Origin of the sequence: Desulfovibrio piger (genome assembly GCF_951793255.1) — a bacterium.
In the GTDB taxonomy this organism is placed as follows: Bacteria; Desulfobacterota; Desulfovibrionia; order Desulfovibrionales; family Desulfovibrionaceae; genus Desulfovibrio.
This window is the reverse complement of record NZ_OX636706.1, coordinates 1,284,922-1,310,665: the sequence shown is the minus strand read 5'-3', so window position 1 is coordinate 1,310,665 and position 25,744 is coordinate 1,284,922. Positions and strand designations below refer to the sequence as shown.

Sequence of the window (25,744 nt, the reverse complement as noted above, 5' to 3'; positions counted from 1 at the left end):
GCTACTCGGCAGCGCCAAAGCGCACCAGCGCCTTGAAGCCGGGCTTGAGCTCAAGCTGGCTGTTGGGCACGGTCAGTTCCACCGTGTAATACGAGGGCTGGGCCACATCCATGTTGGTGGAGATCCACGAGATCTCCGTGATGGTGGCCGAGAACACCTTGTCGCCCAGCGAGGGGATCTCCACGCGGGCATGGCCGCCTTCCTTGATGCGGCCCAGGTCGCCTTCATAGACCGGCACCTGGATCAGCACGGGATCCAGCTGGCCCACGGTCACGGGCGTGGCCTGGGCAGGCAGCAGCACATCGGGATTGAGGTTGGGCATGAGCTGCAGCACATAGCCGTCGATGGGGGAGGTCAGCACCAGCTGATCCGGCAGGGTCTCGCCCTCCCGGATGGGCTGGCCGTAATAGCCTTCCAATTCCTTCAGGCGGGCCCGGAAGCTCTCTTCGTTCTTCTTGATGGAGATCTGGGTCAGCTCGATGCGGTGCTGCAGGGAGCGCACGCTCTCTTCCAGACGCCCCAGGGCCTGGCGCGAGCCCAGCCCGGAAGCGGCCAGCTGGCTGGCGCGATTGCGCTCGGCGCGGGCCTGCACCAGTTCGCGCTCCAGATCGAGGATCTGGCCGCGCAGGCTCTCGGTGGCGGCACCGGTGGTCACTTCGCGCTGCAGCACGCGTTCGGCCTCGTCCTGCAGATGATAACGCACCAGCGGATCCCCGGCCTTGATGGCATCCCCGGGACGGACCAGCACCTCGTCGATGACGGCATTGAAGGGCAGACGCACATCACGCGTCACGGTGGCCACCACCTTGCCGGTGGCGGTGGTCTCCACGGCCATGGCCGGGGCGGCCAGCAGCAGACAGGCCAGCAGGGCCCAGAAAACGGTCAGTCTTTTCATTATTTTTCAATCTCCATGGCAGGAAGGCCCAGGAAGCGTTCCTGCAAGAGGTTGGCGACGTACATCCATTCCAGATTGGCCAGCTTGAGTTCCAGTTCGGCTTCGATCAGCTTGATGCGGCTCTGGACCATGGCCTCGTGGGCGGAACTCATGGCGGGCATGTCGCCCAGACCGGTCTCGAAGGAGATGCGGGCTTCCTTGTAGCGCATCTCGGCCGTTTCGAAATGGACTTTGGCCAGGCGGCGGTTGGTCTCGGCCAGGGCCACGCGCTGTTCGCACTGCAGCCAGGTGTTGGAGTAATCCGTGCGCTTGCGCGACAACTCATGGAAGGCCTGGGCCTTCTTCATGCGGGCCGCCTGCACGCCGCGATAGCGGCGGTTCCAGTCGATGAGCGGGAAGTCGAAGGTCAGGCGCCAGAAGTAGTCTTCCTGGCCGTCAGCGGGCTGGTACTGACCGGCGGGCGGGTTCTTGTCCACGCGGATGGTCATGTCGGGCACGTATTCGGCCCAGGCCAGCATGATGTTGTAATCGCCCAGACGGATCTGGGAACGCAGCAGCAGATTGTCTTCCGTGACCAGCCAGCGGTCTTCCCAGCGGTAATCCTTGCCGTTGAAACCGCGCAGGATGTCGTTGGCGCTCTTGCTGTCGATGTTCAGGCGCTGCTGCGGCTCCACACCGGCCAGGATCTTGAGGCTGGTGCGCTCCATGACCTCTTCCATGGTCATGCGCTCGCTGGTCAGCTCCACTTCGCGCTCGTGCTGCTGGGCCAGATTGAGGGCCACGCCCTGACGGCCGTCAGCGGACTCCAGCTGCTCCCAGTAACGGGTCGTTTCCCTGGCCAGGGGAGCGACTTCTTTCTGGATGCGCAAAATCTCGTTCTTGGCCTCCAGACGCAGGTAGGCCTGGGCCACCTTGTAGATGGCCTCGCCCACGGCCTTGCGGTGCGTGGAGATGGCCAGGTTGACCATGATCTTCTGGGCCTGATGATTGAAATAGGACTCTACGGGGTTGGGGAAACGCGCGTAGAAGCCGATGCGGGGCACCACCTTGCCGTAATTGCTGGGCACATCGTCACGGTCCGCATTGTAATAGGTCAGGGTATTGCCCACTTCCACGGTCATGCGGGGTTCGGGCAGATACTTCCAGACCGCATCGGTCAGGGCCAGGCGCTTGATCTCCAGTTCCACGGCGCTGTTGACCAGCAGAGGCGACTGCTGGATGGTCAGGAACACGCAATCCTCAAACGAGAATTTCTTGGCCGGGTCATAGAGGTTGGGGATCACGGCATCGAGCTTGCCCTTGTTCTCCACCGGCACACCGGGCACGTCTTCCAGCCAGTGCTTGGCGGGCAGTTCCGGGGCATCCGACCCGGCCTTCTGCGAAGCACATCCCGAAAGCGCCATCCCGGCGCACAAGGCCGCCACAGCCAGTCCCCGTTTCCAGCGAACCCTTCTTTTCGTCATGGTCATTCCCTTGCGACAAATATTAGGCACCGGCGCCTTCCTGCGGCCGGACATCCTTTTCAAATTCCATCTGGTGCAATGTCAGCAGCACCCGGCCGTCCGCATCCACGACCTGGGCGTCATAGCGCTGCAGACGTTCATCGTCCCAGCCGCGGCGCAACTGGATGCGCCAGGGCATCCGGGCACCGCACAGCAGCCCCGCATCCGCGAAACGGATGAAGCCGATGCCGCTCAGACGCCAGCCCTGCGGCCAGAGCAGACGTCCTCCGGCAAGCTCCGCCCCGGGGACGGTCTCTTCCATGATACGGCAGGCTGCCTGCAAAATGGCGTCCACAGCGGACAGCAAGCTACAATAGCCGGATTTGCCAGCCGGGGCAATGCCTTGCGCCATGCCGTCGAAGCGGCCCTGCCACAGGTCATCGCCCGCCGGAGCCAGCTCTTCCAGCAGGCGCCAGCCTTCCGCCATGCCGCAGCCCGCGTAGAAGTCTTTCAGAGGCAGATCAGGGCCGGTAACGGTCATCTCGCCGTCCCACAGGGGCGGCAGGCTCCCCGCGGCAGCGGCCAGGAAGACCATGCCCCGTGCCAGAGGCGAAAAATGGTTGATGCGCCGCAGGTTGGGGGCCAGATCGCGGCTTTGCAGGCGCACATGGCACATGCGCGTCATCACGCCGTCCTGCAGCAGCCAGGACTGGGAACGGGCCGTGATGCGGCACTCCCGGGTCACGGCCTCGGGCAGGGGCAGGGGCGCGGCAAAGCGCAGGTCGGAGAACCCGGTGGGTTCCAGCCACGGCAGCTGCAAACGACCGCTCTCCAGCATGGTCTGGAGCAGTTCGCTCAGGGGCAGCCAGGGCTGGCCGTCCTGCGGCAGGGCACCATGCCCGGCAAGACGCGGATCGGCATAGCGGGAGAACTGCGCGCAGGCGAGCATCTGGCGGGAAGAAGGCCGGGCGGCTTCTGGCCAGGGCATGGCCTCGTGCGCCACAGCGGCGGAAAACACACGGGGGAAGAGCTCGGGCCGCTCCAGCCACTGCCAGTCACGGACGGGGGCATCGGCCGGGGCGCGCCGCCAGAGCACCCTGTCGGACGTCCCGTGCGTCAGGGCACGGGCCAGCAGGTCGCCCAGTTCGCGGGGGATGGGAGGCCGTCCGCCGTCGTCCACGCAGACCACCCGCCAGGGCAGGTCCAGCTCACGGGCGGCCGCTTCACCGGCTTCCTGCCAGGGGGCCGCATGGGCCGCATCACCGGCATGCAGCCAGCGCAGGGCATAGACATAGCGCACACCGCAGGCTTTGGCCGAGCGGCACAGCGCTTCCATCTCGTCAGCGGCCAGCGCCCTGTCCGCGGGTGCGCACAGCAGGATGCCGTCCAGGCGCCCGCAGGCACGATGCACGGTCTCGGGCAGGGCCGTGAGGGCCGTCAGCGCGGGCAGGCCGTACAGGTGGCCGCCCAGTTGCTCCAGCGACAGACAATCTTCCAGCGCGGCATCAGGCAGGGCAAAGGTCATGCCCAGAGGAGCCAGCGACCCCAGCAGCTCGGCCAGAGGCAATGCCTGGGCATCGGGCCCCCAGACAGCCAGCACGTCACCGGCGTGGGCACCCATGCCCCGGGCGGCCGGATCGAGGACCAGAGGCAACGGCCGGCCGTCTTCGTCGCAGCAACCCAGATCGAAGCAGCACAGGGGCGGCAGATCTTCACCGGAGCCGTGCTGCGGCGCGCTCAGGGGAGCGACCTCTCCGGGCTCCCTTTCCGCCGGGGCAAGGCTGGCCAGCACGCGCAGCAGGTCGCCCACGGTGGCCACGTGCAGCAGGGCCTCGAAATCCACGCTGATGCCCAGCTCTTCCTCCACTTCCTGCACGATGAGCGGGAAGCGGCTGGAGCGCAGGGCCAGGTCATAGCGCAGATCCATCTCCGGCTTCAGGGAATCCGCGTCACGACCGCAGGCAGCGGCCAGGATCTCCAGTACCTTGCGGGCGGCCTCGGGCAGCTCGTCCCTGGCCGGAGCAGCCGCGCGCGCCGCCGGGGCGGCAGGGGCCTCCGCAGAGGCGGCCGGAGCGGGGGCCGCATCCAGCCAGCGCTGCCGGTGCCGCGCCACGCCGTCATGCGTCAGATGGCCAAGGGCATAGAGGCGCGCGCAGGTCTGGCGCATGCCTTCGGCCTCCTTGCCTTTGCGGCCGGCAGCCAGGCACAGGGCCTGCGGCTCGATGTCGTTCACCAGACCGCACAGGGTATCCTGCGGGCCCACTTCCACGAAATGCCGGATGCCGTCGCGCTGCCACATGGCCTGCACGCATTCCACCCAGCGCACGGAATTCTCGTCCAGGTCGCCGATGTGCTCGCAGATGCCGGGCTGGTCATCGGGATAGGGGCGCGTGGTGATGCAGCTGAGCATGGGGATCTGCGGCGCCTGCATGGCCAGGGCATTGAGGCGGCGCAGGGACATGTCGCGCAGCACGCGCATGCTGGGGTGATGGAAAGCCAGGCTCACGTTGAGCATGATGGCCGGGATGCGGCGTTTGCGCAGGCTCTTGCGGGCCTCCAGCAGCACGTCGCGGGGGCCGCTGATGATGAACTGGCGCGGGGAGTTGTAATTGGAGACGTAGAGCTGGGGCCAGGTCTTGCGGGCCTCTTCGATGACCGAGGCCTCGGCGGGCACGGCCATCATGCCGGTCTCGCGGGTGGCGCGGGCCTCCAGTTCGGCCATGTGGGTGGAACGGGTGTCCAGGATGTACCAGGCCACTTCCGGTTCGTAGACGCCGGCCAGGCACAGGGCGATGAGCTCGCCCAGGCTGTGCCCGCAAATGAGGGAAGGCCGCAGTCCCAGCGAGGCCAGGTGGCTCCACTGGGCGTATTCCAGCAAAAAGAGGTAGGGCTGCTGCCAGCGGGTCAGACCGATCTTTTCCACATCGGTCTCGTCCAGCAGGGCCAGCACGTCCCAGTCGGCGGCGCGGGCGATGCGGTCCATGGCGGCCCGGGCCGCCGGGAAGTGGTCGTAGAGCTCGCGGCCCATGCCGGGCCAGACGGCCCCCTGGCCGCAGCACATGACGGCCAGCGGCGGCACGTCGCCCTGCGGATGCAGCCAGATGCCCCGCTGTCCCATGGCTTCGAGGGCCGCGGCATCGGGACGGGCCCCGAGGGCCAGCAGTTCCTGACGCCAGGCGGGCACCACGGAGCCTGCGTGCCAGATGGCCCCGCCGTGCGGCAGGTCGGCGAAGCGCACGCCGTCACAGGCGATCTCCCCTTCTCCGGGCTCACAGGACGGTGCGGGCATGTCGGGCATGCTCACCACGGCAGCCTCCGGCGCAGGAGCCGCCACGTCATCCTTGCGGGCAAGCAGCATGCCTTCCCAGGGGCCTTCGGGGCGGGGCTGGAGGAGCAGGACAGGACGGTCTCCACCGGCCAGCCGGGCCAGATCGCCGGGACCGGGGACAGCCGGAAGGGCCTCGGGCTCAAGACCGGGCCAAAGCCCGGCAGCCAGAGGACGGAGCATGTCGAGCGCGGCGGCTGTGGCCTGCCCGCTGCCGGCGGGACTGAGGACGAGACGGGGGGCCTTGCCCCGGAGCTGGGGCAGGCGGGAAGCTTCTTCGAGGAGCAGGCGGCAGGACTCGCCGCTGTCGGCGCCCTCGCGCCCGGCAAGGGGCCAAAGTTCGAGAGCCGCAGACGCTCCGCAAGATTCGGGTCGTTGCATCGTAAGGATACCGGGAATACCGCCACCGGCGGGTAAGGGACCCGGAGGGGTCCGGTATGTACAGCCCGCGGCCCAGGGGAGCCGCGGCCATTCTATCACAATGTTAAAAGCAAATTTTAGGCCATCTCAGGCCGCTTGTCCAGCCCGCGCCAACCGCGAGGCTTTCTCGCTTGCCTTGGTGGAACTCTTGGGATATGGTTAGCCGTTAAAAACAATTTTTACGGGCAGTTTGCCCGGAACGTTTACTGTACGTCACCTGTAACGTACGGTTTTTATACTATATCTGAGAGGATCCGGAATGAAAGAAAACCACTCCAGCCAGAACGCCCAGGAGAGCGGCACCAGCAGTTTCACACGGTTGCGCTCCAAACTGTCGTTTGAGCGCATGGTGGAAATGGGTGCCAAGATGGGCATGGAAAACCCGCTCTTCCTGTGCCACGAGCGGGCGGCTAAGGCCACCACGGTGATCAATGGCAAGGAGTACATCAACTTCTCCACCTACGACTATCTGGACCTCAATACCCATCCCGAGATCACCGAAGCCGTCACCGAAGCCGCCAAGGTCTTCGGCAGCTCCGCCGGCGCCAGCCGCCTGGTGGGGGGCGAACGTCCGCCCCATCGCCAGCTCGAGCGCGCCCTGGCCGACTTCTACGGTGTCGAGGACTGCATCGCCTATGTGAGCGGCCACGCCACCAACGTCTCCACCCTGGGTTTCCTTTTCGGTCACCGCGACGCCATCTTCTATGACGGTCTCGCCCACAACTCCCTGATGCAGGGCGCCCGCCTTTCCGGCGCCGACCGCTACGCCTACGAGCACAACGACTGCGATGCCCTGGAGAAGATGCTCAAGGAGCACCGCGGCAAGCACAAGCGCGCCTGCATCGTCACCGAAGGCCTGTTCAGCATGGACGGCAACATCCCCGACCTGCCGCGCATCATCGAGCTGAAGAAGAAGTACGACTGCATGCTGCTGGTGGACGAGGCCCACTCCTTTGGTGTGCTGGGCGCCACCGGCCGCGGCGTGCACGAATACTTCGGCATCGACGCCAACGAAGTGGACATGTGGATGAGCACCCTCAGCAAGGCCATGTGCGGTTGCGGCGGTTTCATCGCCGGTCGCAAGGAGCTGGTGGAATACCTCAAGTACGGTTCCCCGGGCTTCGTCTTCAGCGTGGGCATGCCTCCCATCGTGGCCGCTGCCTGCCACAAGGCCCTGGAACTCATGCAGCGTGAGCCCGAGCGCGTGCACAAGCTGCAGAAGATCTCCCAGTTCTTCCTCAACTACGCCCAGGAAAAGGGCCTGGATACCGGCGCCGCCCAGGGCTACGCCATCGTGCCCATCATGGTGGGCGACTCCATGGTCAGCGGCTTCCTGGCCACCCGCCTCTTTGCCCGCGGCATCTATGTGATGCCCATCACCTTCCCCGCCGTGAAGGAAGGCGCCGCCCGCCTGCGCTTCTTCCTTTCCGCCTCCCACACGGAAGAGCAGATCCGCAAGACCATCGACACCGTGGTCGAAGAGATCCCCGTGGCCCGGGAGATCGTGGAGAAATTCCGCCGCGAGCACCAGGACGAACAGAACGCCTAGTCTGTCGCACAGCACGAGGCCGGGCACCCTGCCCGGCCTTTTTTTTCTTCCCCAACATCCTGCCCATCCGAGGTCCCTATGCTGTCCCCCCGTATGGCCTATGTGCTGCTCTGGTTCCCCCTCTCCTCCGAGACCTTCGTCTTCCGTGAGATCCAGCAGCTGGTCCAGCGCGGCATGGATATCCGCGTCTACACCATGTACGGCGAGAAGCTGCGCGGTTGCAGCGACGAGATGAAGAATTACGCCGGGCCCATCAAACGCTTCGGCTCCGTGGCGACCCTGCGCCTGCTCAAGGCCTTCTGGCGCGCCTGGAAACGCGACCGCGAGACCGTCAAGACCCTGATGCGTCGCGGCCTGTTCCGCAAGATGCGCAATCTGGAGGCCTATGCCGAGAACCTCTGGTGTTTCCTGGCCGGTTTCCTGCTGGCCGAAGAAGCCCAGCGCGACGGCATCGAGCTTTTGCACTCCTCCTGGGGCAACGGGCCCGCCACCGCCGTCTGGGTGGCCTCGCGCCTGTCGGGCATCCCCTTCGCCTTCACCGGCCGCGCGGGCGACATCTACCCGCAGGACGGCATCCTGGCCGAAAAATCGCGCGACGCCATCTTCATCCGCACCAACAACATGGCCAACAAGCCCTGGCTCCAGAGCTTCTGCCCCGCCGGACAGAAGGACAAGGTGCACGTCATCTACAACGGCCTGACCCTGGGCCGCCGCGTGGATTGCCGCGCTCCCTTCCAGAAGCCCTACCGCCTGCTGGCCATCGGCCGCTTTGCCCGCACCAAGGGCTTCCCCGAGCTGCTCACGGCCATGGCCCGTCTGCGTGACGACGGCTTCCCCGTGCGTCTGACCCTGGTGGGCGACGGCAACTGGAAGCGCAAGCTGGTGGAGATGCGCAAGCGCCTGCATCTGGAAGATCTGGTGGACATGCCGGGCTTCGTGCCCAATGACCGCATCCGTACCTTCATGGAAGAGCACGACATGCTGGTGGTGCCCAGCGTGGTGCACACCAACGGCGACCGCGACGGCATCCCCAACGTCATCATGGAGGCCCTTTCCTGCGGCATGCCCGTGGTGGCCACCGATGTCTGCGGCGTGGGCGAGGTCATCCGCAACGGCGAGACCGGCTACCTCATCCCCCAGCGCGATCCCGCCGCCCTGGCCGATGCCATCCGCCGCATGCTCTCCGACCGCGAGGCGGCCCTGCGCATGGCCCAGACCGGGCGCGAGCTCGTCTTCCGCATGTTCGATACCGAGACCAATATCGCGGCCCTGCAGGATCTCTACTGCCAACAGTACACGCAGTGGCGCACCACCCACGGCCCCAACGTTTAGAAAGGGATCACCGGGGAAGGGGCCCTTCCGCCAGTACGGAAGTTGGCCCTTCCCCGGCCCTCTTTTCCGGGGCACTTTCGGAAAGCTGCCCTGCCGTGGTCAGCCGCGGCGCTCCCTCCGGCAGCGCCCCCTGCCGGGAACGCAAACAATCCCCCTTTCCCCGCTCCGCGACGGTCTTCCGCCGGAGCCCCTTCCCCGACACCTGCAACCGGCGGCCGGCGGCCTGAACCTCCGGTACGCCCTGTGGATATGCCATGTGCGGAATAGCCGGTATCTGCCGTCTTGACGGCCAGCCCCTGAACGAGGACGCCCGGGCCCATGTCCGGGCCATGACCGACGTCATCACCTACCGCGGCCCCGACGGCAGCGGCATCTGGCAGGAAGGGCCCGTCAGCCTGGGGCACCGCCGCCTGTCCATCATCGACCTTTCCGGCGGCAGCCAGCCCATGCAGGACGTGGACGGCGAGCTCTGCATCGTCTTCAACGGCGAGATCTACAACTTTGCCGAACTCCGGCAGGAACTGCTGCAGGCGGGCGCCCGCTTCCACAGCAGCCACTCCGATACGGAGGTCATCCTCCAGGCCTACCGCGTCTGGGGCACGGACTGCCTCCAGCGCTTCGACGGCATGTTCGCCTTCGCCCTCTGGGATGCTCCCCGCCGCCGTCTGTTCTGCGCCCGTGACCGCTTCGGCAAAAAGCCCTTCTTCTACACCCTGCAGCAGGGCAGCCTGTTCTTCGGCTCGGAGCTCAACTGCCTGGCCGCCGTGCCGGGGCTGGAGCTCACCCTCGATCCGCAGGCCGTCATGCGCTACCTGGCCTACGAATACGTGCCCACCCCGGACACCATGTACCGCGAGGCCAAGAGCCTGCCGCCCTCGCACTGGCTGCTGGTGGAGGACGGGCGCCTGAGCATCCGCCGTTACTGGGACCTGCCCCCGGCCGATGAGGACGACCGTCGCTCCGAGGCCGACATCTGCGCCGACGTGCACGAGCTGCTCACCCGCGCCGTGGGCCGCCGCATGGTCAGCGACGTGCCCCTGGGGGTCTTCCTCTCCGGCGGCATCGACTCGTCCATCGTGGCCGGTCTCATGGCCCGCCAGTCTTCCACGCCCATCAAGACATTTTCCATCGGCTTCACCGAGGCCAGCTACGACGAGAGCCGCTACGCCCGCGTGGTGGCCCAGCGCTGGAACACCGACCATCACGAGCGCGTGCTCTCGGCCGAGGACTGCGCCGAGCATCTGCCCAACATCATCAGCCGCATGGACGTGCCCATGGCCGACGCCTCGGTGGCGCCCACCTGGCTGCTTTCGGGCGTGACCCGCGAAAAAGTCACCGTGGCCCTGGGCGGCGACGGTGCCGACGAGCTCTGGGCCGGGTACGAGCACTACATCGCCTTCAAGATCGCCGAATGGTACAACGCCATCCCCGGCATCCTGCGCCGCGGCGTCATCGAGCCCCTGACCCGGCTCCTGCCCGCTTCGGCCGGATACATCAATCCCCGTCTGGCGGTGGAGACCTTTTTGCGCGGTGCCCACGCCCCGGCCTGGGAACGGGTGCAGACCCTGCTCACCTCCTTCACGCCCGAGATGCAGGCCGAGCTGCTGGCCCGGCCCGACCACGACTTCCTGCGCCGCGAGAACCTCTTCGCGCCCACGCGGGAGCAGTTCGAGCACTGGCCCGCCGGTCCCTCGCCCCTGGCACGGGCCTTCCACGTCTATGCCCGCCAGTTCATGCTGGACGACATCCTGGTCAAGGTGGACCGCTGCTCCATGCTCCACTCGCTGGAAGTGCGCGCGCCCTTCCTGGACAAGGATTTTGCCGAATATGTGGCCCGCCTGCCCATCCGGCACAAGCTGCACGGTTTCCAGCGCAAATACCTGCTCAAGAAGGCCTTCACCGACGTGCTGCCGCCCGAGATCCTGCACCGCAACAAGCGCGGCTTCCAGATCCCCGTGGCGGCCTGGCTGCGCGGGCGCATGCGTCCGCTCATGGAAGAGCTTTTCGCTCCCGAGCGCCTGCGTGCCCAGGGCCTGTTCCGGCCCGAGGCCGTGCGCTCCCTGGTGGACGCCCACTGCTCCGGCAAGGCCGACCTGCGCAAGCCGCTCTGGACGCTGCTCGTGCTCCAGCTCTGGCTGCGCGCCCGGGGGATGTAACGGATAAAAAAAGAGGCCCGGTACGGCTGGCAGCCTTCCGGGATGGACGAGGGGGCGGGGGAACTTTTCCTGGCGGAAAAAAGTTCCCCCGCCCCCTCGCGCTCCCCCACCCCTTAAAAACCGCTCATACGGGTTGGGAAAAGAGACAAGGGTGCACCACAGGCCCGGGAAGACGCTCCCCCATGGGTTGGCGCTATTTGGGACGGACAGCAAACGACAGGGGCAGGCCGAGGCCCGCCCCTGAATGAGGTTTGAAAAGAAGGGATGCGTGGAGAAGACCGCCTGGTCGTGCTGACGCCTTATGCCTTCACATAGCTGCTGAGGCCCCGGTGGATCTCCCTGGCCTCGTCCGTGAACAGGGCATCGAGACCGGCCACGCCCTTGGTCTTGAAGCCCGCCAGACCGGTGTTCAGGCGCTGCATCTCCAGATTGCCGCCGTTGAGGGCCACCTGCTGGAAGATCTGCTGGTCCATGGAGCTGCGCGGGGCATTGAAGGGCGGCAGCAGGCCGCCGTTCTCGTGCATCTGCAGGGCCAGGGTCTTGCAGGCCACGTCCATCTGCCCGGTGCGGTCCTTGCCGCTCTTGCAGTTGAACAGCGGCATCATGCCCATGATGTGCCCCAGCATGGCCAGACGCGCAGGCAGGCGATAGGGGTCGGCCCCGCTCATCCTGTAGCCTCCGGCGGCCCAGAGCGCGTGGATCTCGTAGCGCAGGGCCTGTATGTTCTGCCTGTCCCTGGCGGAGATGTCCGACCGCGCAAGATAGGTCTCCACCATCCCGCCGAGCATGTCGTCCCCGAAAAGCAGGGCCATGGCTTCCCTGTTGTACCGGTCGGACGTGCCCCAGCCGCCGATCAGGCCCTGGAGCCCGCCCTGCGCGCCGGTGTTCACGCCGAAATTGAAGGTGAGCACCTGCGGCCTGACCTTGACCGCCCTTTCCTGCCCGTCAGGCAGGACCACGTTCACCGTGCAGGTGCCGTCAGGCCCGCAGGCATCCTTCCACGAAGCGCATTGCTCGGCCAGATAGGTCTTTTCCGACGTGCCGAAGATCTCACGCGGCACATCAGGCGTGACCAGACTGGTGGAAAGCAAAGGCAGGTCGATGACGGCATCGGGGTTCACCGCCAGCCTGCGCTGGACGTCCGCCAGCTTCGGGGAGCTTTGCAGGGCCGCCGTGAAGATCTCCGTGGCGCGGGTGGCGTTGGCCGCCCGTCTGGCCGCGGGATTCTTGATGGAATAGGCGCTGTTGATACCGTGCCGGAGGCCCCGGAACAAAGTGTTGCCGCCCACGGCGATCTCCGTGCGGGCCAGGTTCAGGGCATGGTTGGGCTGGCCCCTGTCCTCGCAGGAGACGCCATGGATGCCGTGCCGGGCCATGCTCCGGCCGATGGGGCCGGGCTGTGCGCCCGCACCGATATGGCAGGCGGGCGTGATAGTGGACGTGGCCGTCACTCCAGCGCCCCCGCGTCCCAGATATTGCAGATCGCGCCGGATGACGCCCCAGCCCTGCTCGTTGAGCACCTGGATATGGGCCTCCTTGATCTCCCTGGCCAGCTTCCCCGCCGACAGGCCGGGCAGCAGCCGGTGCAGTTCCTTGCCCAGCTCTCCGGGGAGCTCGTTGAAGGACTTCATCACCGCATCGGGGACGCGTTCCCCGTCGGCCAGGCCACGCAGCTCGGGCGGATCGGTCATCTTGTCCTGCATGGCCGCCATCAGCCTGCTGAGATCCCGGGCCCGTTCCGCAAGGCGCATGCCCTTGTCCGAAGCGGGATCCAGGGTACCCAGCTCCACACCCGTCCGGCGTACATGTTCCCCTATGACCCGTTCGTAGGCGGCATAGGTCTGCTGAAAGGCAAGACGCACGTTCCCGGCCGTGAAGGGGCTCTGCTCCTTCTGGGCGGCCATGATGTCCCGCTTGGTATCCAGCTGCGCCTTGAGCCCTTCCAGACAATGGAGCACCCCGGCCACGCCCTCCGCGCCTGCGGGCAGCCCCGCCTGGAAGGTGTCCAGATCCCTGCGCATGGCGTCCACCGCCCAGGAGACCGAGGCAAGCTCCCGCTCGCCCTCGGCAACGGACTGCTGCCCCCAGAAATCGTTCCCCACCAGACGCACGCCCTGGCTCACCAGGCTGACGAAATAGTCGGGATCCACACCGGCCCGGCCCAGCTCCGCCATAAGCTCCGGCCGGAGGGCCCGTCGCCCCGTGGCCACCATGCCGCGCCCCAGGCAGGCCAGGTTGCGCTCCGCCGCCGCATCCAGGAGCCTGGACAGGTTGCCGCCGGTGAAGGCCTTGCCCTCCAGGGACTTTTTGCCGATGTACTGGTTGAACAAACGTGTGCCCTCGGCCTTGCCGCAGTAGGCGCAGACGCTGTCGCGCACGCGCTCGGCCGCGGCCCTGTTCCCGGCCTTTTCCTGGCTGCGTTGCGACAACTGCCAGAAACGGGCCTTGGCGGTCGTCGTCTGGAGCTTGTCCGTGCTCTGGTCGAGGCGGACGAAACTGCCCTGGGCCTGACTCAGGTGGCGCAGGCCGGCTATGGAATCGATAGGCATGGCTCCCCTCCTAGACCTTCACATAAAAGGGCTGCTCGCTCTCCATCACGGTGTCGCCCAGGGTCGCGCAGCGCTGCGTCCAGAAGTCCAGCGACAGGGCGAAGGATTGCAGGAAGGCATCCAGTTTGTCCGCCGTGGCCTGTTCGGGCAGCCACATCTGCTGCAACAGCACGGTGTCGCTCTCCGGGGCCAGGGTGATGGTGGCGCCCTGGGTATCCTGCCACATGAGGTTGGCGGTGAGCAGGGCCCGCAGTTCCCGCAGGGCCACTTCCTCATCCTCGGAAAGCGTACCTATGCTGCCGAAGGCGATGAACGTGCCCTGCCCTTCATCGAAACGCAGATGCACCACATGGTCGTCGGCCGAAGCCAGGGCGCAGTAATTGGCGTCATCGAGCTGCAAAGGCTCGATCTCCTGCTGGCGGGAAAATTCTTCCAGAAGCGTGTTGGCGGTCTCGCGGCTTATCATGATGCCTCCTTCCGTGCAGAGGTCTAAAGAAGTTCAGGGGATATTTTCGGCCTGTTCCTGATGTTGGCGGTACTGCCGACAGCGTTGGCAACGGACAGGCTACACCAGTGAATCAGCAAAAAGAGTGCCAGAGAGCAACCGCGGCATGGCAGCGGAGCGGCCCCGCGCACCATACGCCTCCGGGCAGAGCGCCTTGCCCTGCCGGAGGGGAAGCAAAAGTCCATGCCCTCCCCGGCCGAGATGAGGGGAAGCCATATGGCATTATCCCCCAGGGGCTTGGACTTTTCAATCTGTCCGCCTCCCGGCGGCCCTGGCGAAACCGGAGCGCATGGTCCGGCAAGATGCCCCGGCGAAAGCCCTACCGGCGACGGCCCGGCAATCTGGCCCATCCCGGCCGGAGGGTCGTGCTGCGGGGCCAGCGTCCGCCGGCAGGGACAAAAAAAGCGAAGCCCCGGCAGCGGGGCTCCGCATCATGCAGCAAGGAAGGGAGAGAGGTATCAGAGGTTGGCTTTGAAAAACGCCTCGATCCTGTCGAAGGGGATGATGTCCACCCGGTCGTACAGGTCCGTATGCGAGGCCCGGGGCACGATCATCAGTTCCTTGTTGTTACCGCTGAGCTTCTTGAAGGCATCCTCGCTGAAGTAGCGGGAATGGGCCTTTTCCCCGTGGACCAGCAGGACCGCGCTGCGGATCTCGCCCGCATAGGCCAGCAACGGCATGTTCAGGAAGGACAGGGCCGAGGTGGCGTTCCAGGCACCATTGGAGTTGATGGAACGGGGATGGAAGCCGCGCCTGGTCTTGTAATAATCGAAGTAATCCTTGACGAACTGCGGCTCGTCGCCCGTCAGGGCCTCGGGCAGGCCCGCGGCGGACGGTGCGATGCTGCCGGAACGTGCGTCCCGGGTGCGCTGTGCGTTCAGCTGCTGGCGCAGCGCGTAGCGGGCCTCGGCATCCATGGCGTCAAAATAGCCGTTGGCCGTGACGCGGCTCATGTCGTACATGGTGACGGCCACAGTGGCCTTGATGCGGGTATCCATGGCGGCGGCGTTCAGGCCCATGCCGCCAAAACCGCAGATGCCGATGATGCCGATGCGCTCCGCATCCACCGCGTCCAGCGTGGTGAGGAAGTCCACCGCGGCGCTGAAGTCTTCGGTATTGATGTCCGGCGAGGCCACATGACGCGGCTCGCCGCTGCTCTCGCCCGTATAGGAGGGGTCGAAGGCCAGCGTCAGGAAGCCGCGTTCGGCCATGGTCTGGGCATAGAGCCCGGACGCCTGTTCCTTCACCGCGCCAAAGGGGCCGCTCACGGCCAGGGCCGCCAGCTTGCCCCTGACATCCCGGGGCACGTACAGATCGCCCGCCAGGACAGTGCCGTAACGGGTGCGGAAGGTCACCTTGCGGTGTTCCACTTTGTCGCTCCTGGGAAAGACCTTGTCCCATTCCTGTACCAGTTCCATAGCCTTACCATCCTTGAAAGCAGTCGTGCCAGAGAGGGCCTTGTCCGCTGCGGCCGCAGATCCGGCAAACAGCATCGTGCCTGCCAGGATCGTCGCCGCCAGTGTTTTGCACATGCTCATCATGTCGCTCCGGCTTGAAGTTGTCCGGCAGGAACGTGCCTGCCGGCGTTCTTTTCTGTGTAGCCGCAGCTCCTATCCATGACAAATACCTATATCGAATGCTTCACCATAGAAATAATGCATGGATAAGCCGACATATGTCCCGCCTGGGCACACCGCTCCGGCACGGAAGGCCCCAGCAGTGCCTTGCAAGAAAGGGAAGCCCATCAAACGTGCGCCTCGTGGCGTCCGCGCCGCGCCACTTGATTTTTTCAAGAAAACGGCACGCATTTCTTGGCCCGGCTTCTGGCCCGGCCCCGGCGCCCCTGATACCTTTCCCTCCGGATACCGGGACTCCGTAACAACATCCCAGAGAGGTGACCCAGATGAAGATACAGCAGATCCGCAACGCCATGGTCCGCATCCGCTACGCCGGCAAGACCTTCCTCACCGACCCCTGGCTGGCGCCCAGGGGCAGCATGGGGACGTTCCGCGACTATCCCATGTTCCGCTGCCGCCCCGAACGGCTGGACCTGCCCCTGTGCGACCTGCCCATGCCGGTGGCCGACATCCTGGCCGGTGTGGATGCCTATATCGTGACCCATGTGCATCCCGATCATATCGACATGGCCGCCGACGGCAGCGTGGGCGCGCCGCTGGACAAGACGGTGCCCGTGTTCGTGCAGAGCGAAGAGGATGCCGCCGTGCTCTGGCGCTCCGGCTTCGCCCGGGTGGAAGTGCTGGGAGAGGAGACCGTCTTTGCGGACATCCGCCTCAGCAAGACGCCCGGACGCCACGGCACCATCATCCCCTGCGGGCCGTCCTGCGGCGTGGTCTTCCGGCATCCTGACGAAAAGACGCTCTATGTGGCCGGTGACACCATCTGGTTCGACGGTGTGGCCGAAAGCCTGCGCCGTTACCGGCCCGATGTGGTCGTGGTCAATGCCTGCGCGGCCGAACTGCTGGACGAGGGCCGCCTGATCATGGACGACGCGGACGTGGCCGCCCTGCACGCCGCCCGCCCGGAAGCGCGGATCATCGTCAGCCATATGGACACCGTGCCCCATGCGGCCCTGACCCGGCAGGACATGGACCAGGCCCTGCGCCGTCGCGGCATCCGGGAGGCCGTCTTCATGCCCGACGACGGCCAGAGCGCCGATTTTTAACGGCAGGAAAACTCCGCACGGCCCGCAGACGGACGGGCTGACGCATAGCGTGGCAGGCAGGAGGGATCCGTCCCGCCACGGTGCCTGCGCTCCGGCAGGTCCACGGCTCCGCCCGGCACCCCTGCCCTGTGCCCTCCCCGAATCAGGTCCCCGCCGGTCCCCAGGCAGAACGCCTTCCTTCCTCTTCCCCCTCCGGCGGGGGCCTTCATTCCGCCAGATCTTCCGCTTCCCGAAGGACCACATGCAGCTCGTAGCTGCCCAGCGGTTCCACCTCGGCCAGGAAGGCATCCAGGGCCTCCATATCCAGAAAATACATGTCGAGGAAATAGAGGTTGTCGCCTGTGGTGCGGTAGCAATGGATGGTGCGCCTGCCCTCCTTGCGGCAGCAGGCCTTCAGGGCCTCCACAGGGCCGTGCCTGAGCTGCACCCGGATGACGGCATGGACCTTGTAGCCGAAGACCGGGCAATTGACGTTGATGGTGTAGCGCTGAAGGATGCCCATGTCCTCCAGCTGTTCCACCCTGTTCCTGACGGCCTGCCCGGTGAGGAAGACCCGCGCGCCCAGTTCCTTCATGGTGATGCGCGCGTTCTTCCTGAGTTCTTCGACGATCCTCACATCCGTTGCATCTATCTTGGTCTTCATACGGCCTCCGCTCTGCTCCGCCATCTTCCCGGATAAGCAGGCCAAAAGCAAATCTCCGTCCTCCTGACGGCAAGGCGGCATCTTTGCCCTCCGCTATTCCTGCCCGTCTTCCGCCCCTTCCGCAGCACAGTCCGCTTTCGTTGCCACATGACGGCAGGCGGCCTCCCCGGCCGCGAAGGCGGTCCGTTACCCGCGCATCCCGCAGCGGGCATGAAAAAAGCCCGGCGGACAGGGCATGCCTGTCTGCCGGGCTCGATGAGGCGGACGGATCGTCGCTGCTAGTAAGCGTGCTCGTCCTTCAGGTCTTCAGCGCTCAGGCTGTGGGAGAACAGGCGGTAGACCCAGAACTGGTACAGCAGCACGATAGGCACCATGACCAGAGCCACGCCCAGCATGATCTTGAGGGTCAGCTCGGACGAGGAGGCATTGAAGGCCGTCAGGGTGGCGGTGGGATCGATGGACGAGATGAGCATGCGCGGGAACATGCCCATGACGCCGAAGAAGGTCACACCGATAATGTACACGGCGCTGCACATCCAGGCCTTCCACAGCTGGCCGCGGCGCAGCATGCAGCGCACGCCCAGCAGACCGGCCAGGGCCACCACGGGCAGCAGGAGCAGCAGCGGATTGCTCCAGTAGTTGCTGAACAGGTCGGTGTTGAAGAAGGTCAGCACCAGGAAGGCCACCAGCAGGATGAGCATCACGGGCCAGAGCAGGTTGGCGCTGGCCACGGCGCGGGTCTGCAGTTCGCCCTGGCTCTTGATGGCCAGCCACAGGGAACCGTGCAGCATGAACATCACCAGGAAGAAGATGGCGCCGGCGATGCCGTAGCCGTTGACCAGGCCCATGAGCGTGCCGTGGAACACGCCTTCACCGTCGATGGGGATGCCCATGAACAGGTTGGCGAAGGTCACGCCCAGCAGCAGGGAGGGCACCAGGTTGGACAGGAAGTGGACCAGATCCCAGAAGCCGCGCCACACGCCGCTTTCCACCTTGCCGCGGAACTCGAAGGACACGGCGCGGAAGATCAGGGCGAACAGCAGGATCAGCAGGGGAGCGTACAGGGCGCTGAACATCACGGCATAGACCTTGGGGAAGGCCGCGAAGGTCACGCCGCCGGCGGAGATCAGCCACACTTCGTTGCCGTCCCAGAAGGGACCGGCAGCGTTGTACATGATGCGGCGTTCTTCCTCATTGCTGCCGATGAAGGGCAGCAGGCTGCCCAGGCCCAGGTCGAAGCCGTCCAGGACGAAATACACGGTCCAGAGCAGCGCCCACAGGATGAACCAGATTACTTGCAAGGTTTCCAGCATGACTTAGTCCTCCTGCCCCTGCGGGCCCTTGATGGCGTACTTGCGCAGCAGGAAAATGTCCAGAAGGCCCAGCACGCTGTAAACGATGATGAAGGCCAGCAGCGACGTGGACACATGCTCGGCGGGCACCGGCGACACGGCGTCGCTGGTGCGCATCAGACCGTAGACGATCCAGGGCTGACGGCCCATTTCCGCCACCAGCCAGCCCATGGCGATGCTGATGTAGGGCAGCGGGATGCACCACACCAGGGCACGCATGAGCGTGGGGTTGATGGTCTCGCGGTTACGCTGCAGCGTGGCCCAGGCGGCCAGGGCCAGGAAGATGACACCAAAGAAGATCATGGCGCGGAAGCCCCAGAACACGGGCGTGACCGGCGGACGGTCTTCCTTGGGGAAGTCCTTGAGGCCCTTCACTTCGGCATCGGCGTCGCCGTAGGAGATCCAGCTCAGCAGGCCGGGGATGCCGATGGATTCCACGGAGTTGGTCTCGTTGGCTTCGTCCGGCACCACGGCCAGATAGAAGGGAGCGTTCTTGGTGGTCTCCCAGTGGGATTCCATGGCGGCCAGCTTGGCGGGCTGCAGTTCGGACACCACCTTGCCCTGGATGTCGCCGCTCAGGGCGAGAGCCAGCACCAGCACCAGACAAATGGGAGCGGTCATGCGGAAGGAGCGGCGGAAGAATTCCACGTTGCTCTTGCGCAGCAGGTGCCAGGAAGACACGCCCAGCACGAAGAAGCAGGACAGCGTCCAGGCGGAGAGCAGGGTGTGGGCGTACATGCCCCAGGCGTAGGGGTTGGTGACCACGGCCATGAAGTCGGCCAGTTCGGCGCGGCCGTTCTGGATCACATAGCCCAGCGGGTTCTGCATGAAGCCGTTGGCCAGGATGATCCACAGGGCGGACAGGTTGCCGGCCAGCACCACCAGCCAGATGGCCAGCAGATGGGTCTTCTTGCCCACGCGATGCCAGCCGAAATGCCAGACAGCCAGGAACGTGGACTCCAGGAAGAAGGCCACAGTGGCTTCGATGGCCAGCAGGGAGCCGAAGATGTCACCCACGTATTCCGAATACCGGGCCCAGTTGGTCCCGAACTGGAATTCCAGGGTGATGCCCGTCACCACGCCCAGGGTGAAGTTGATGATGAAAAGTTTGCCCCAGAACTTGGCATGCTTGCGCCAGACCTCATCCCCGGTGCGCACATAGCGGGTCTCCATCAGCGCGATGAGCAGGGACAGGCCCAGCGTCAGCGGCACGAAGATGAAGTGGAAAAAGACGGCCACGGCGAACTGTAGCCGCGAAAGCAGAATGACATCATCCATAGATCGTCCTCCTTATGGAGCGACCTGCATACCGTTATCCTTAGCGAAAAGCAAGACAAAGTTTAGACCCTGCAAGGCCTTGACGGCTGATTGGGAAAGATTACTTATTCCCCAGCAAGTATCCATGGAGGTTGTCATCATGCCGGAAAATACGGCTCAATCCTGTGAATTTCGCGCCGAAGTGCGCAAAGTGCTGAGCATTCTCACCAACTCTCTGTATACCAATCGCGAGATCTTTCTCCGCGAGCTCATCTCCAACGCTTCCGACGCCCTGGACAAACTGCGCTTCCGCAGCAACCGGGGCGAGACCCCGCGCCATGACGACCTGCCGCTGGAGATCCGCATCAGCCTCGACAAGGACGCCAAGACCCTGACCGTCGAGGACACCGGCCTGGGCATGACCGCCGCCGAACTGGCCGAGAACCTGGGCACCATCGCCAAATCCGGCACCGAGGCCTTCCGCGCCCAGCTGGCTGCCGAGGAAGCCAAGGCCGACGGCGAAAAAGCCGATGCCGCCAACATCATCGGCCGCTTCGGCGTGGGCTTCTATTCCGTGTTCATGGTGGCCGAAAAGGTGGACGTGACCTCGCGCCCGGCCTTCGGCGATGACGACAGCGCCGCCACCTGGACCAGCGACGGCCTGGGCACCTACACCGTGGCCCCCGCCGGTGACGACGCCCCGCAGCGCGGCACGCGCATCGTGGCCCACCTCAAGGAAGACGCCGCGGAGTTCCTCGAAAAGTTCCGCGTGGAATCCGTCATCCGCAAGCATTCGGCCTTCGTGCCCTTCCCCGTGCTGGTGGACGGCGAGCAGGTCAATACCCAGCCCGCCCTGTGGCGCGAGCCCAAGTCCTCCGTCACCAGGGAACAGTACGATGCCTTTTACCAGGCCCTGACCTATGACAGCAAGGCGCCGCTGGACGTGCTGCACATCTCCGTGGACGCGCCCGTGCAGTTCAACGCCCTGCTCTACATCCCCGACGCGCGTCAGGACCTCTTCGGCCTCGACCGTGATTTCTGGGGCCTGGACCTCTACGCCAGCCGCGTGCTCATCCAGCACCGCAACAAGGAACTGATCCCCGACTGGCTGGCCTTCCTCAAGGGCGTGGTGGACACCGAGGACCTGCCCCTCAACATCTCCCGCGAGACCCTTCAGGAAAACGTGGTCCTGCGCAAGATCAACCAGACCATCATCAAGCAGACCCTGAGCCACCTGGAAAAGCTGGCCGCCAAGGATGCCGAGAAGTACGCCGCTTTCTGGCGCCTGCACGGCCGCATCTTCAAGCTCTCCTACCAGGACTTCGCCAACCGCGAACGCATCGCCGGTCTGCTGCGCTTCAACACCTCGGCCCTGGACGACGGCGAGGCCCTGTCCAGCCTGGACGAATACATGTCCCGCGCTCCCGAAGGCCAGAAGACCTTCTGGTACGTCTCCGCGCCCAACCGTGAGGCCGCCCGCCTGAGCCCGCACCTGGAACGCTTCACCCGCAAGGGCATCGAAGTGCTCTTCCTCTACGAGCCCGTGGACGAGTTCGTCATGGAAGGCATGGGCAAGTACAAGGACTGGGAATTCAAGGCCATCGAGAACGCCGCCGATGACGCCCTGGACGCCTTCGCCGACAAGGCCGACAGCGAAAAGCCCGCCGCCGCGCCCCTTTCCGACGACGACAACGCCAGCTTCGACAAGCTGCTGGAACGCATCAAGGAGATCCTGGGCGAACGCGTGGCCGATGTGCGCGTCTCCCACCGCCTGGCCGACAGCCCGGCCGTGCTGGTCTCGCCCGACGGCATGACCTCGTCCATGGAAAAACTCATGCGCGCCATGCAAAAGGACGACTCCCTGCCCGTCAAGGTGCTGGAAGTCAACCGCGACCATGTGCTGCTGCGCAGCCTGCTCAAGATGTTCAAGGCCGATCCCCGGGACAAGACCCTGGCCGGCATGGTGGAGAACCTCTTCGACGCCTGCATGCTCCAGGAAGGCTACCTGCGCGATGCCCAGATGCTGGCCGGCCGCAGCAGCCATCTGCTGGAACAGGCCGCGGCCTGGTACGTGGAAGTGAAAAAGCTGTAACCCGCCGACGACACACCCCGCCCGCCGGCAGGACACCGGCGGACGTTCCTCCTCGCAGGATGTCCGGCCCCGCTCTGGGGCCGGGCATCTCCCCCGTACCGGGGATCGCCGCAGGCCTTGCGCCTGCGGCGATTTTGCCGTCATCCCCCCTGCTCCGGCCGCCGCATCCATAAAAAGGGGACTCGCCCTGCCCTGCGGCTGCCGCACTTCGTCGGCGATTCGCCGCCGTCCCGTCTTCCTGCCGTAAAGTTGGGGCGTCAGGACTTGACAAGCGCGTCCGTGCATTGTATGTGTTGCCGCTCTACGGCATTCATGCGCTGCCTGTCCGTCCTGGGCAGGCAGTGAAACTTTGGAGGAAACCATGCCTACTATCAACCAGCTCATCCGCATCGAGCGGACTGCGGTGGTGAAGCGCAAGAAGACCCCGGCCCTGCAGGCTTGCCCCCAGCGCCGCGGCGTGTGCACCCGTGTGTACACCACCACCCCCAAGAAGCCTAACTCCGCTCTGCGTAAGGTCGCCCGTGTGCGCCTGACCAACGGCATCGAAGTGTCGGCCTACATCCCCGGCGAAGGCCACAACCTGCAGGAACACTCCGTGGTGCTCATCCGCGGCGGTCGTGTGAAAGACCTGCCCGGTGTCCGTTACCACATCGTGCGCGGCACCCTGGATACCTCCGGTGTGGCCGACCGTCGCAAGAGCCGTTCCAAGTACGGCGCCAAGCGTCCAAAATAGGTTATTTTTTGCCAACTCCGGCGTACGTCATGCAACGCACCTAGGCTGCCCTCTCACGGCGCGCCGGGGCGCTGCGGGGCTGGTGACGCCGAAACACAGAGATTCTCAAGGAGAATATCATGCCCCGTAAAGGTCCTGTCCCGAAGAGGGAAGTGCTGCCCGATCCGCTGTACAACAGCCGTCTGGTCACCAAGTTCGTGAACCGTCTCATGTACGACGGCAAGAAAGGCGCGGCTGAAAAGATTTTCTACAGCTCGCTGGAAACCCTGGGCGAAAAGACCGGTGAAGACCCCATGCGCGCCTTTGAAAAGGCCATGGACAACGTCAAGCCCCATCTGGAAGTCAAGGCCCGCCGCGTGGGCGGTGCCACCTACCAGGTGCCCATGGAAGTCCGTCCCGAACGTCAGATTTCCCTGTCCATCCGCTGGCTGATCAACTATGCCCGTTCGCGCGGCGAAAAGGGCATGACCTCCAAGCTTTCCGCTGAACTGCTGGACGCCTACAACGGTCGCGGCGGCGCGGTGAAAAAGCGCGAAGATACCCACCGTATGGCCGAAGCCAACAAGGCTTTCGCCCACTACCGCTGGTAAGCTCGATTCCGAGTGACTGCTGCCGCGCCCGCAAGGGCGCGGCGCTTTTCCCCCCGCCCCACTGCCCCTTTTCTGGAGGATAACGTGTCCCGCACCACCCCCGTAGACAAACAGCGCAATATCGGCATCATGGCCCATATTGACGCCGGCAAAACCACCACCACCGAACGCATCCTTTTCTACACCGGTGTTTCCCACAAGCTCGGCGAAACCCACGACGGTGAGTCCACCATGGACTGGATGGAACAGGAACAGGAGCGCGGCATCACCATCACCTCCGCCGCCACCACCTGCTTCTGGAAGGACTGCCGCATCAACATCATCGACACCCCCGGCCACGTGGACTTCACCATCGAAGTGGAACGTTCCCTGCGCGTGCTGGACGGTGCCGTGTGCGTGTTCGACGCCGTGGCCGGCGTTGAGCCCCAGTCCGAAACCGTGTGGCGTCAGGCCGACCGCTACCATGTGCCCCGCATCTGCTTCGTGAACAAGATGGACCGCATCGGTGCCAACTTCTTCCGCTGCGTGGGCATGATCCACGAACGTCTGGGCGCCAAGGCCGTGCCCCTGCAGCTGCCCATCGGCGCTGAAGACAAGTTCGAAGGCATCGTGGACCTCATCGAAGGCAAGGCCCACCGCTTCGACAAAAGCTCCAAGGGTGCCGAATTCACTGTTGAAGACGTGCCCGCCGAACTGAAGGACATGTATGAGGAAAAGCGCCACGAACTCATCGAAGCCGTGGCCGAGGAAGATGAAGCCCTGCTGGAAAAGTACCTGGGCGGCGAAGATCTGACCCGCGAAGAGATCGTTTCCTGCATCCGCAAGGCCACCATCGCCCGCAACATCGTGCCCGTGCTCTGCGGCTCCGCTTTCCGCAACATGGGCGTGCAGCCCCTGCTGGACGCCGTGGTGGACTACCTGCCCTCCCCCGTGGACATCGCCGTCATGACCGGCCATGAGCCCGGCAACGAAGAACACCTGATCGAATGCCCCTGCGACGACAAGGAACCCCTTGCCGGCCTGGTGTTCAAGCTGTTCTCCGACCCCTTCATCGGTCACCTGTCCTTCTTCCGCATCTACTCCGGCTGCCTGGAATCCGGTACCAGCGTGTACAACGCCAATACCGGCAAGAAGGAACGCATCGGCCGTATCCTGAAGATGCACGCCAACAAGCGTGAAGACATCAAGTGGGCCGGCGCCGGTGACATCGTGGCTCTGGTGGGCCTGAAGAACGCCTCCACCGGTGACACCCTGTGCGACGAAAAGCGCCCGGTGATCCTGGAATCCCTGAACATCCCCGAGCCCGTCATCGAAGTGGCCATCGAGCCCAAGACCAAGGCCGACCGTGATGCCCTTTCCGCCGCCCTGAACAAGCTGGCCAAGGAAGACCCCTCCTTCCGCGTCAAGGGCGACGAAGAAACCAACCAGACCCTGATCGCCGGCATGGGCGAACTGCATCTGGAAATCATCGTTGACCGCCTGACCCGCGAGTTCAACGTCAACGCCAACGTGGGCAAGCCCCAGGTGGCCTACCGCGAAACCATCTCCAAGCCTGCCAAGACCGACATGAAGCATGCCAAGCAGTCTGGTGGTCGCGGTCAGTACGGTCACTGCGTGATCGAGGTGGAACCCAACCCGGGCAAGGGGTACGAGTTCGTCAACTCCATCACCGGCGGCGTGATCCCCAAGGAATACATCCCCGCCATCGACAAGGGTATCCAGGATGCCATGAAGTCCGGCGTGCTGGCCGGCTTCCCCTGCGTGGACCTGAAGGTCAACCTGGTCTTCGGTAGCTACCACGAAGTGGACTCCTCCGAACAGGCCTTCTACGTGGCCGGTTCCATGGCCATCAAGGACGCCATGCTGAAGGCCGGCCCGGTCCTGCTGGAACCCATCATGGACGTGGAAGTGGTCACCCCCGAAGAATACCTCGGCGACGTGATGGGCGACCTCAACGGCCGCCGTGGTCGCGTGCAGAGCATGGAAGCCCGCGCCGGCGGTGCCCAGAGCGTGCGTGCCCAGGTGCCCCTGGCCTCCATGTTCGGTTACGCCACCGACCTGCGCTCCCGTACCCAGGGCCGCGCTACCTTCACCATGCAGTTCGATCACTACGAGCGTGTGCCCCAGGCTATCGCCGACGAGATCCAGAAGAGCAAAAACTAGCGTCCTGAACGTCCGTTCCCACAAAGACCGGACAGCGCTGGTTGCTTGATATGACGGC

At 65.0% G+C, this 25,744-nt stretch carries 17 protein-coding genes; 8 read left to right on the top strand and 9 right to left on the bottom strand.

The genetic code is table 11. The annotated features are described in order from the left end of the window. Position 1 precedes the first annotated feature (1 nt). Genes Q4I12_RS05935 through Q4I12_RS05925 form a run of 3 tightly spaced genes read right to left on the bottom strand, consistent with a single transcriptional unit; the run spans position 2 to position 6,043 of the window. Positions 2 to 895: an HlyD family secretion protein gene (locus Q4I12_RS05935; protein ID WP_168934925.1), complete on the bottom strand. Its 894-nt coding sequence runs from the start codon at positions 893 to 895 to the stop codon at positions 2 to 4. Then, the gene (locus tag Q4I12_RS05930) at positions 895 to 2,358 is read right to left on the bottom strand and encodes a TolC family protein (protein WP_302261017.1); all 1,464 of its coding nucleotides are present in this window, start codon (positions 2,356 to 2,358) and stop codon (positions 895 to 897) included. Before Q4I12_RS05930 ends, Q4I12_RS05935 begins: the two co-directional genes overlap by 1 nt. 22 nt (positions 2,359 to 2,380) lie before the next feature. Then, positions 2,381 to 6,043 carry an acyltransferase domain-containing protein gene (locus Q4I12_RS05925; RefSeq protein WP_302261015.1) on the bottom strand — a complete coding sequence of 1,221 codons (3,663 nt, stop codon included), beginning with the start codon at positions 6,041 to 6,043 and terminating at the stop codon, positions 2,381 to 2,383. Between the two features lie 298 nt (positions 6,044 to 6,341). Here Q4I12_RS05925 and Q4I12_RS05920 point away from each other — a divergent pair, with 298 nt between their 5' ends. The 3 genes from Q4I12_RS05920 (at position 6,342) to asnB (ending at position 11,119) form a co-directional block, all read left to right on the top strand. Then, entirely contained in the window at positions 6,342 to 7,631 is a 1,290-nt protein-coding gene (locus tag Q4I12_RS05920) for an aminotransferase class I/II-fold pyridoxal phosphate-dependent enzyme (RefSeq protein WP_297158459.1), read from the top strand. A gap of 78 nt (positions 7,632 to 7,709) precedes the next feature. Then, positions 7,710 to 8,963: a glycosyltransferase family 4 protein gene (locus Q4I12_RS05915; RefSeq protein ID WP_302261013.1), complete on the top strand. Its 1,254-nt coding sequence runs from the start codon at positions 7,710 to 7,712 to the stop codon at positions 8,961 to 8,963. Positions 8,964 to 9,217: 254 nt separating this feature from the next. Continuing rightward, a complete protein-coding gene (gene asnB / locus Q4I12_RS05910) occupies positions 9,218 to 11,119 on the top strand; it encodes an asparagine synthase (glutamine-hydrolyzing) (RefSeq protein ID WP_168934921.1) in 1,902 nt (633 codons plus the stop codon). A gap of 299 nt (positions 11,120 to 11,418) precedes the next feature. On the opposite strand, the gene Q4I12_RS05905 is transcribed toward asnB, so the two are convergent. From Q4I12_RS05905 to Q4I12_RS05895, 3 genes are all read right to left on the bottom strand, one after another. Further along, the gene (locus tag Q4I12_RS05905; RefSeq protein ID WP_302261012.1) at positions 11,419 to 13,668 is read right to left on the bottom strand and encodes an inositol phosphate phosphatase SopB; all 2,250 of its coding nucleotides are present in this window, start codon (positions 13,666 to 13,668) and stop codon (positions 11,419 to 11,421) included. A gap of 10 nt (positions 13,669 to 13,678) precedes the next feature. Next, a complete protein-coding gene (locus tag Q4I12_RS05900; protein ID WP_006007678.1) occupies positions 13,679 to 14,134 on the bottom strand; it encodes a type III secretion system chaperone in 456 nt (151 codons plus the stop codon). A 497-nt stretch (positions 14,135 to 14,631) separates the two neighbouring features. After that, the gene (locus Q4I12_RS05895) at positions 14,632 to 15,591 is read right to left on the bottom strand and encodes an alpha/beta hydrolase (RefSeq protein WP_302261011.1); all 960 of its coding nucleotides are present in this window, start codon (positions 15,589 to 15,591) and stop codon (positions 14,632 to 14,634) included. A gap of 485 nt (positions 15,592 to 16,076) precedes the next feature. Here Q4I12_RS05895 and Q4I12_RS05890 point away from each other — a divergent pair, with 485 nt between their 5' ends. Then, complete coding sequence (locus Q4I12_RS05890; protein WP_302261010.1) at positions 16,077 to 16,856, top strand: MBL fold metallo-hydrolase; 780 nt, start codon at positions 16,077 to 16,079, stop codon at positions 16,854 to 16,856. A 205-nt stretch (positions 16,857 to 17,061) separates the two neighbouring features. On the opposite strand, the gene Q4I12_RS05885 is transcribed toward Q4I12_RS05890, so the two are convergent. The 3 genes from Q4I12_RS05885 to Q4I12_RS05875 all read right to left on the bottom strand — a co-directional run bounded on the left by Q4I12_RS05885 (position 17,062) and on the right by Q4I12_RS05875 (position 20,129). Further along, positions 17,062 to 17,499, bottom strand: coding sequence for an Lrp/AsnC family transcriptional regulator (locus Q4I12_RS05885; protein ID WP_302261009.1), 438 nt, complete (start codon positions 17,497 to 17,499; stop codon positions 17,062 to 17,064). A gap of 278 nt (positions 17,500 to 17,777) precedes the next feature. Further along, the gene (cydB, locus tag Q4I12_RS05880; RefSeq protein ID WP_302261007.1) at positions 17,778 to 18,812 is read right to left on the bottom strand and encodes a cytochrome d ubiquinol oxidase subunit II; all 1,035 of its coding nucleotides are present in this window, start codon (positions 18,810 to 18,812) and stop codon (positions 17,778 to 17,780) included. A 3-nt stretch (positions 18,813 to 18,815) separates the two neighbouring features. After that, positions 18,816 to 20,129, bottom strand: coding sequence for a cytochrome ubiquinol oxidase subunit I (locus Q4I12_RS05875; protein ID WP_302261006.1), 1,314 nt, complete (start codon positions 20,127 to 20,129; stop codon positions 18,816 to 18,818). Between the two features lie 139 nt (positions 20,130 to 20,268). Between Q4I12_RS05875 and htpG the strand changes: the two genes are divergently transcribed. From htpG to fusA, 4 genes are all read left to right on the top strand, one after another. After that, the gene (htpG, locus tag Q4I12_RS05870) at positions 20,269 to 22,200 is read left to right on the top strand and encodes a molecular chaperone HtpG (protein WP_302261004.1); all 1,932 of its coding nucleotides are present in this window, start codon (positions 20,269 to 20,271) and stop codon (positions 22,198 to 22,200) included. A gap of 361 nt (positions 22,201 to 22,561) precedes the next feature. Beyond that, positions 22,562 to 22,933, top strand: a complete 372-nt coding sequence (rpsL, locus tag Q4I12_RS05865) for a 30S ribosomal protein S12 (protein WP_287438724.1) — start codon at positions 22,562 to 22,564, stop codon at positions 22,931 to 22,933. Positions 22,934 to 23,052: 119 nt separating this feature from the next. Further along, a complete protein-coding gene (gene rpsG / locus Q4I12_RS05860) occupies positions 23,053 to 23,523 on the top strand; it encodes a 30S ribosomal protein S7 (protein WP_287438725.1) in 471 nt (156 codons plus the stop codon). An 84-nt stretch (positions 23,524 to 23,607) separates the two neighbouring features. Beyond that, positions 23,608 to 25,686 (top strand): elongation factor G, encoded by a 2,079-nt coding sequence (gene fusA, locus Q4I12_RS05855; RefSeq protein ID WP_302261003.1) that lies wholly within the window; start codon positions 23,608 to 23,610, stop codon positions 25,684 to 25,686. Positions 25,687 to 25,744 lie beyond the last annotated feature (58 nt).

Coding starts and splice junctions, on each gene's coding strand:
- Q4I12_RS05935 (WP_168934925.1), bottom strand. CDS start 895: ATGAAAAGACTGACCGTTTTCTGGGCCCTGCTGGCCTGTCTGCTGCTG.
- cydB (WP_302261007.1), bottom strand. CDS start 18,812: ATGCTGGAAACCTTGCAAGTAATCTGGTTCATCCTGTGGGCGCTGCTC.
- asnB (WP_168934921.1), top strand. CDS start 9,218: ATGTGCGGAATAGCCGGTATCTGCCGTCTTGACGGCCAGCCCCTGAAC.
- rpsG (WP_287438725.1), top strand. CDS start 23,053: ATGCCCCGTAAAGGTCCTGTCCCGAAGAGGGAAGTGCTGCCCGATCCG.
- Q4I12_RS05905 (WP_302261012.1), bottom strand. CDS start 13,668: ATGCCTATCGATTCCATAGCCGGCCTGCGCCACCTGAGTCAGGCCCAG.
- Q4I12_RS05925 (WP_302261015.1), bottom strand. CDS start 6,043: ATGCAACGACCCGAATCTTGCGGAGCGTCTGCGGCTCTCGAACTTTGG.
- rpsL (WP_287438724.1), top strand. CDS start 22,562: ATGCCTACTATCAACCAGCTCATCCGCATCGAGCGGACTGCGGTGGTG.
- Q4I12_RS05890 (WP_302261010.1), top strand. CDS start 16,077: ATGAAGATACAGCAGATCCGCAACGCCATGGTCCGCATCCGCTACGCC.
- Q4I12_RS05920 (WP_297158459.1), top strand. CDS start 6,342: ATGAAAGAAAACCACTCCAGCCAGAACGCCCAGGAGAGCGGCACCAGC.
- Q4I12_RS05875 (WP_302261006.1), bottom strand. CDS start 20,129: ATGGATGATGTCATTCTGCTTTCGCGGCTACAGTTCGCCGTGGCCGTC.
- Q4I12_RS05900 (WP_006007678.1), bottom strand. CDS start 14,134: ATGATAAGCCGCGAGACCGCCAACACGCTTCTGGAAGAATTTTCCCGC.
- Q4I12_RS05930 (WP_302261017.1), bottom strand. CDS start 2,358: ATGACGAAAAGAAGGGTTCGCTGGAAACGGGGACTGGCTGTGGCGGCC.
- Q4I12_RS05885 (WP_302261009.1), bottom strand. CDS start 17,499: ATGAAGACCAAGATAGATGCAACGGATGTGAGGATCGTCGAAGAACTC.
- Q4I12_RS05915 (WP_302261013.1), top strand. CDS start 7,710: ATGCTGTCCCCCCGTATGGCCTATGTGCTGCTCTGGTTCCCCCTCTCC.
- htpG (WP_302261004.1), top strand. CDS start 20,269: ATGCCGGAAAATACGGCTCAATCCTGTGAATTTCGCGCCGAAGTGCGC.
- Q4I12_RS05895 (WP_302261011.1), bottom strand. CDS start 15,591: ATGGAACTGGTACAGGAATGGGACAAGGTCTTTCCCAGGAGCGACAAA.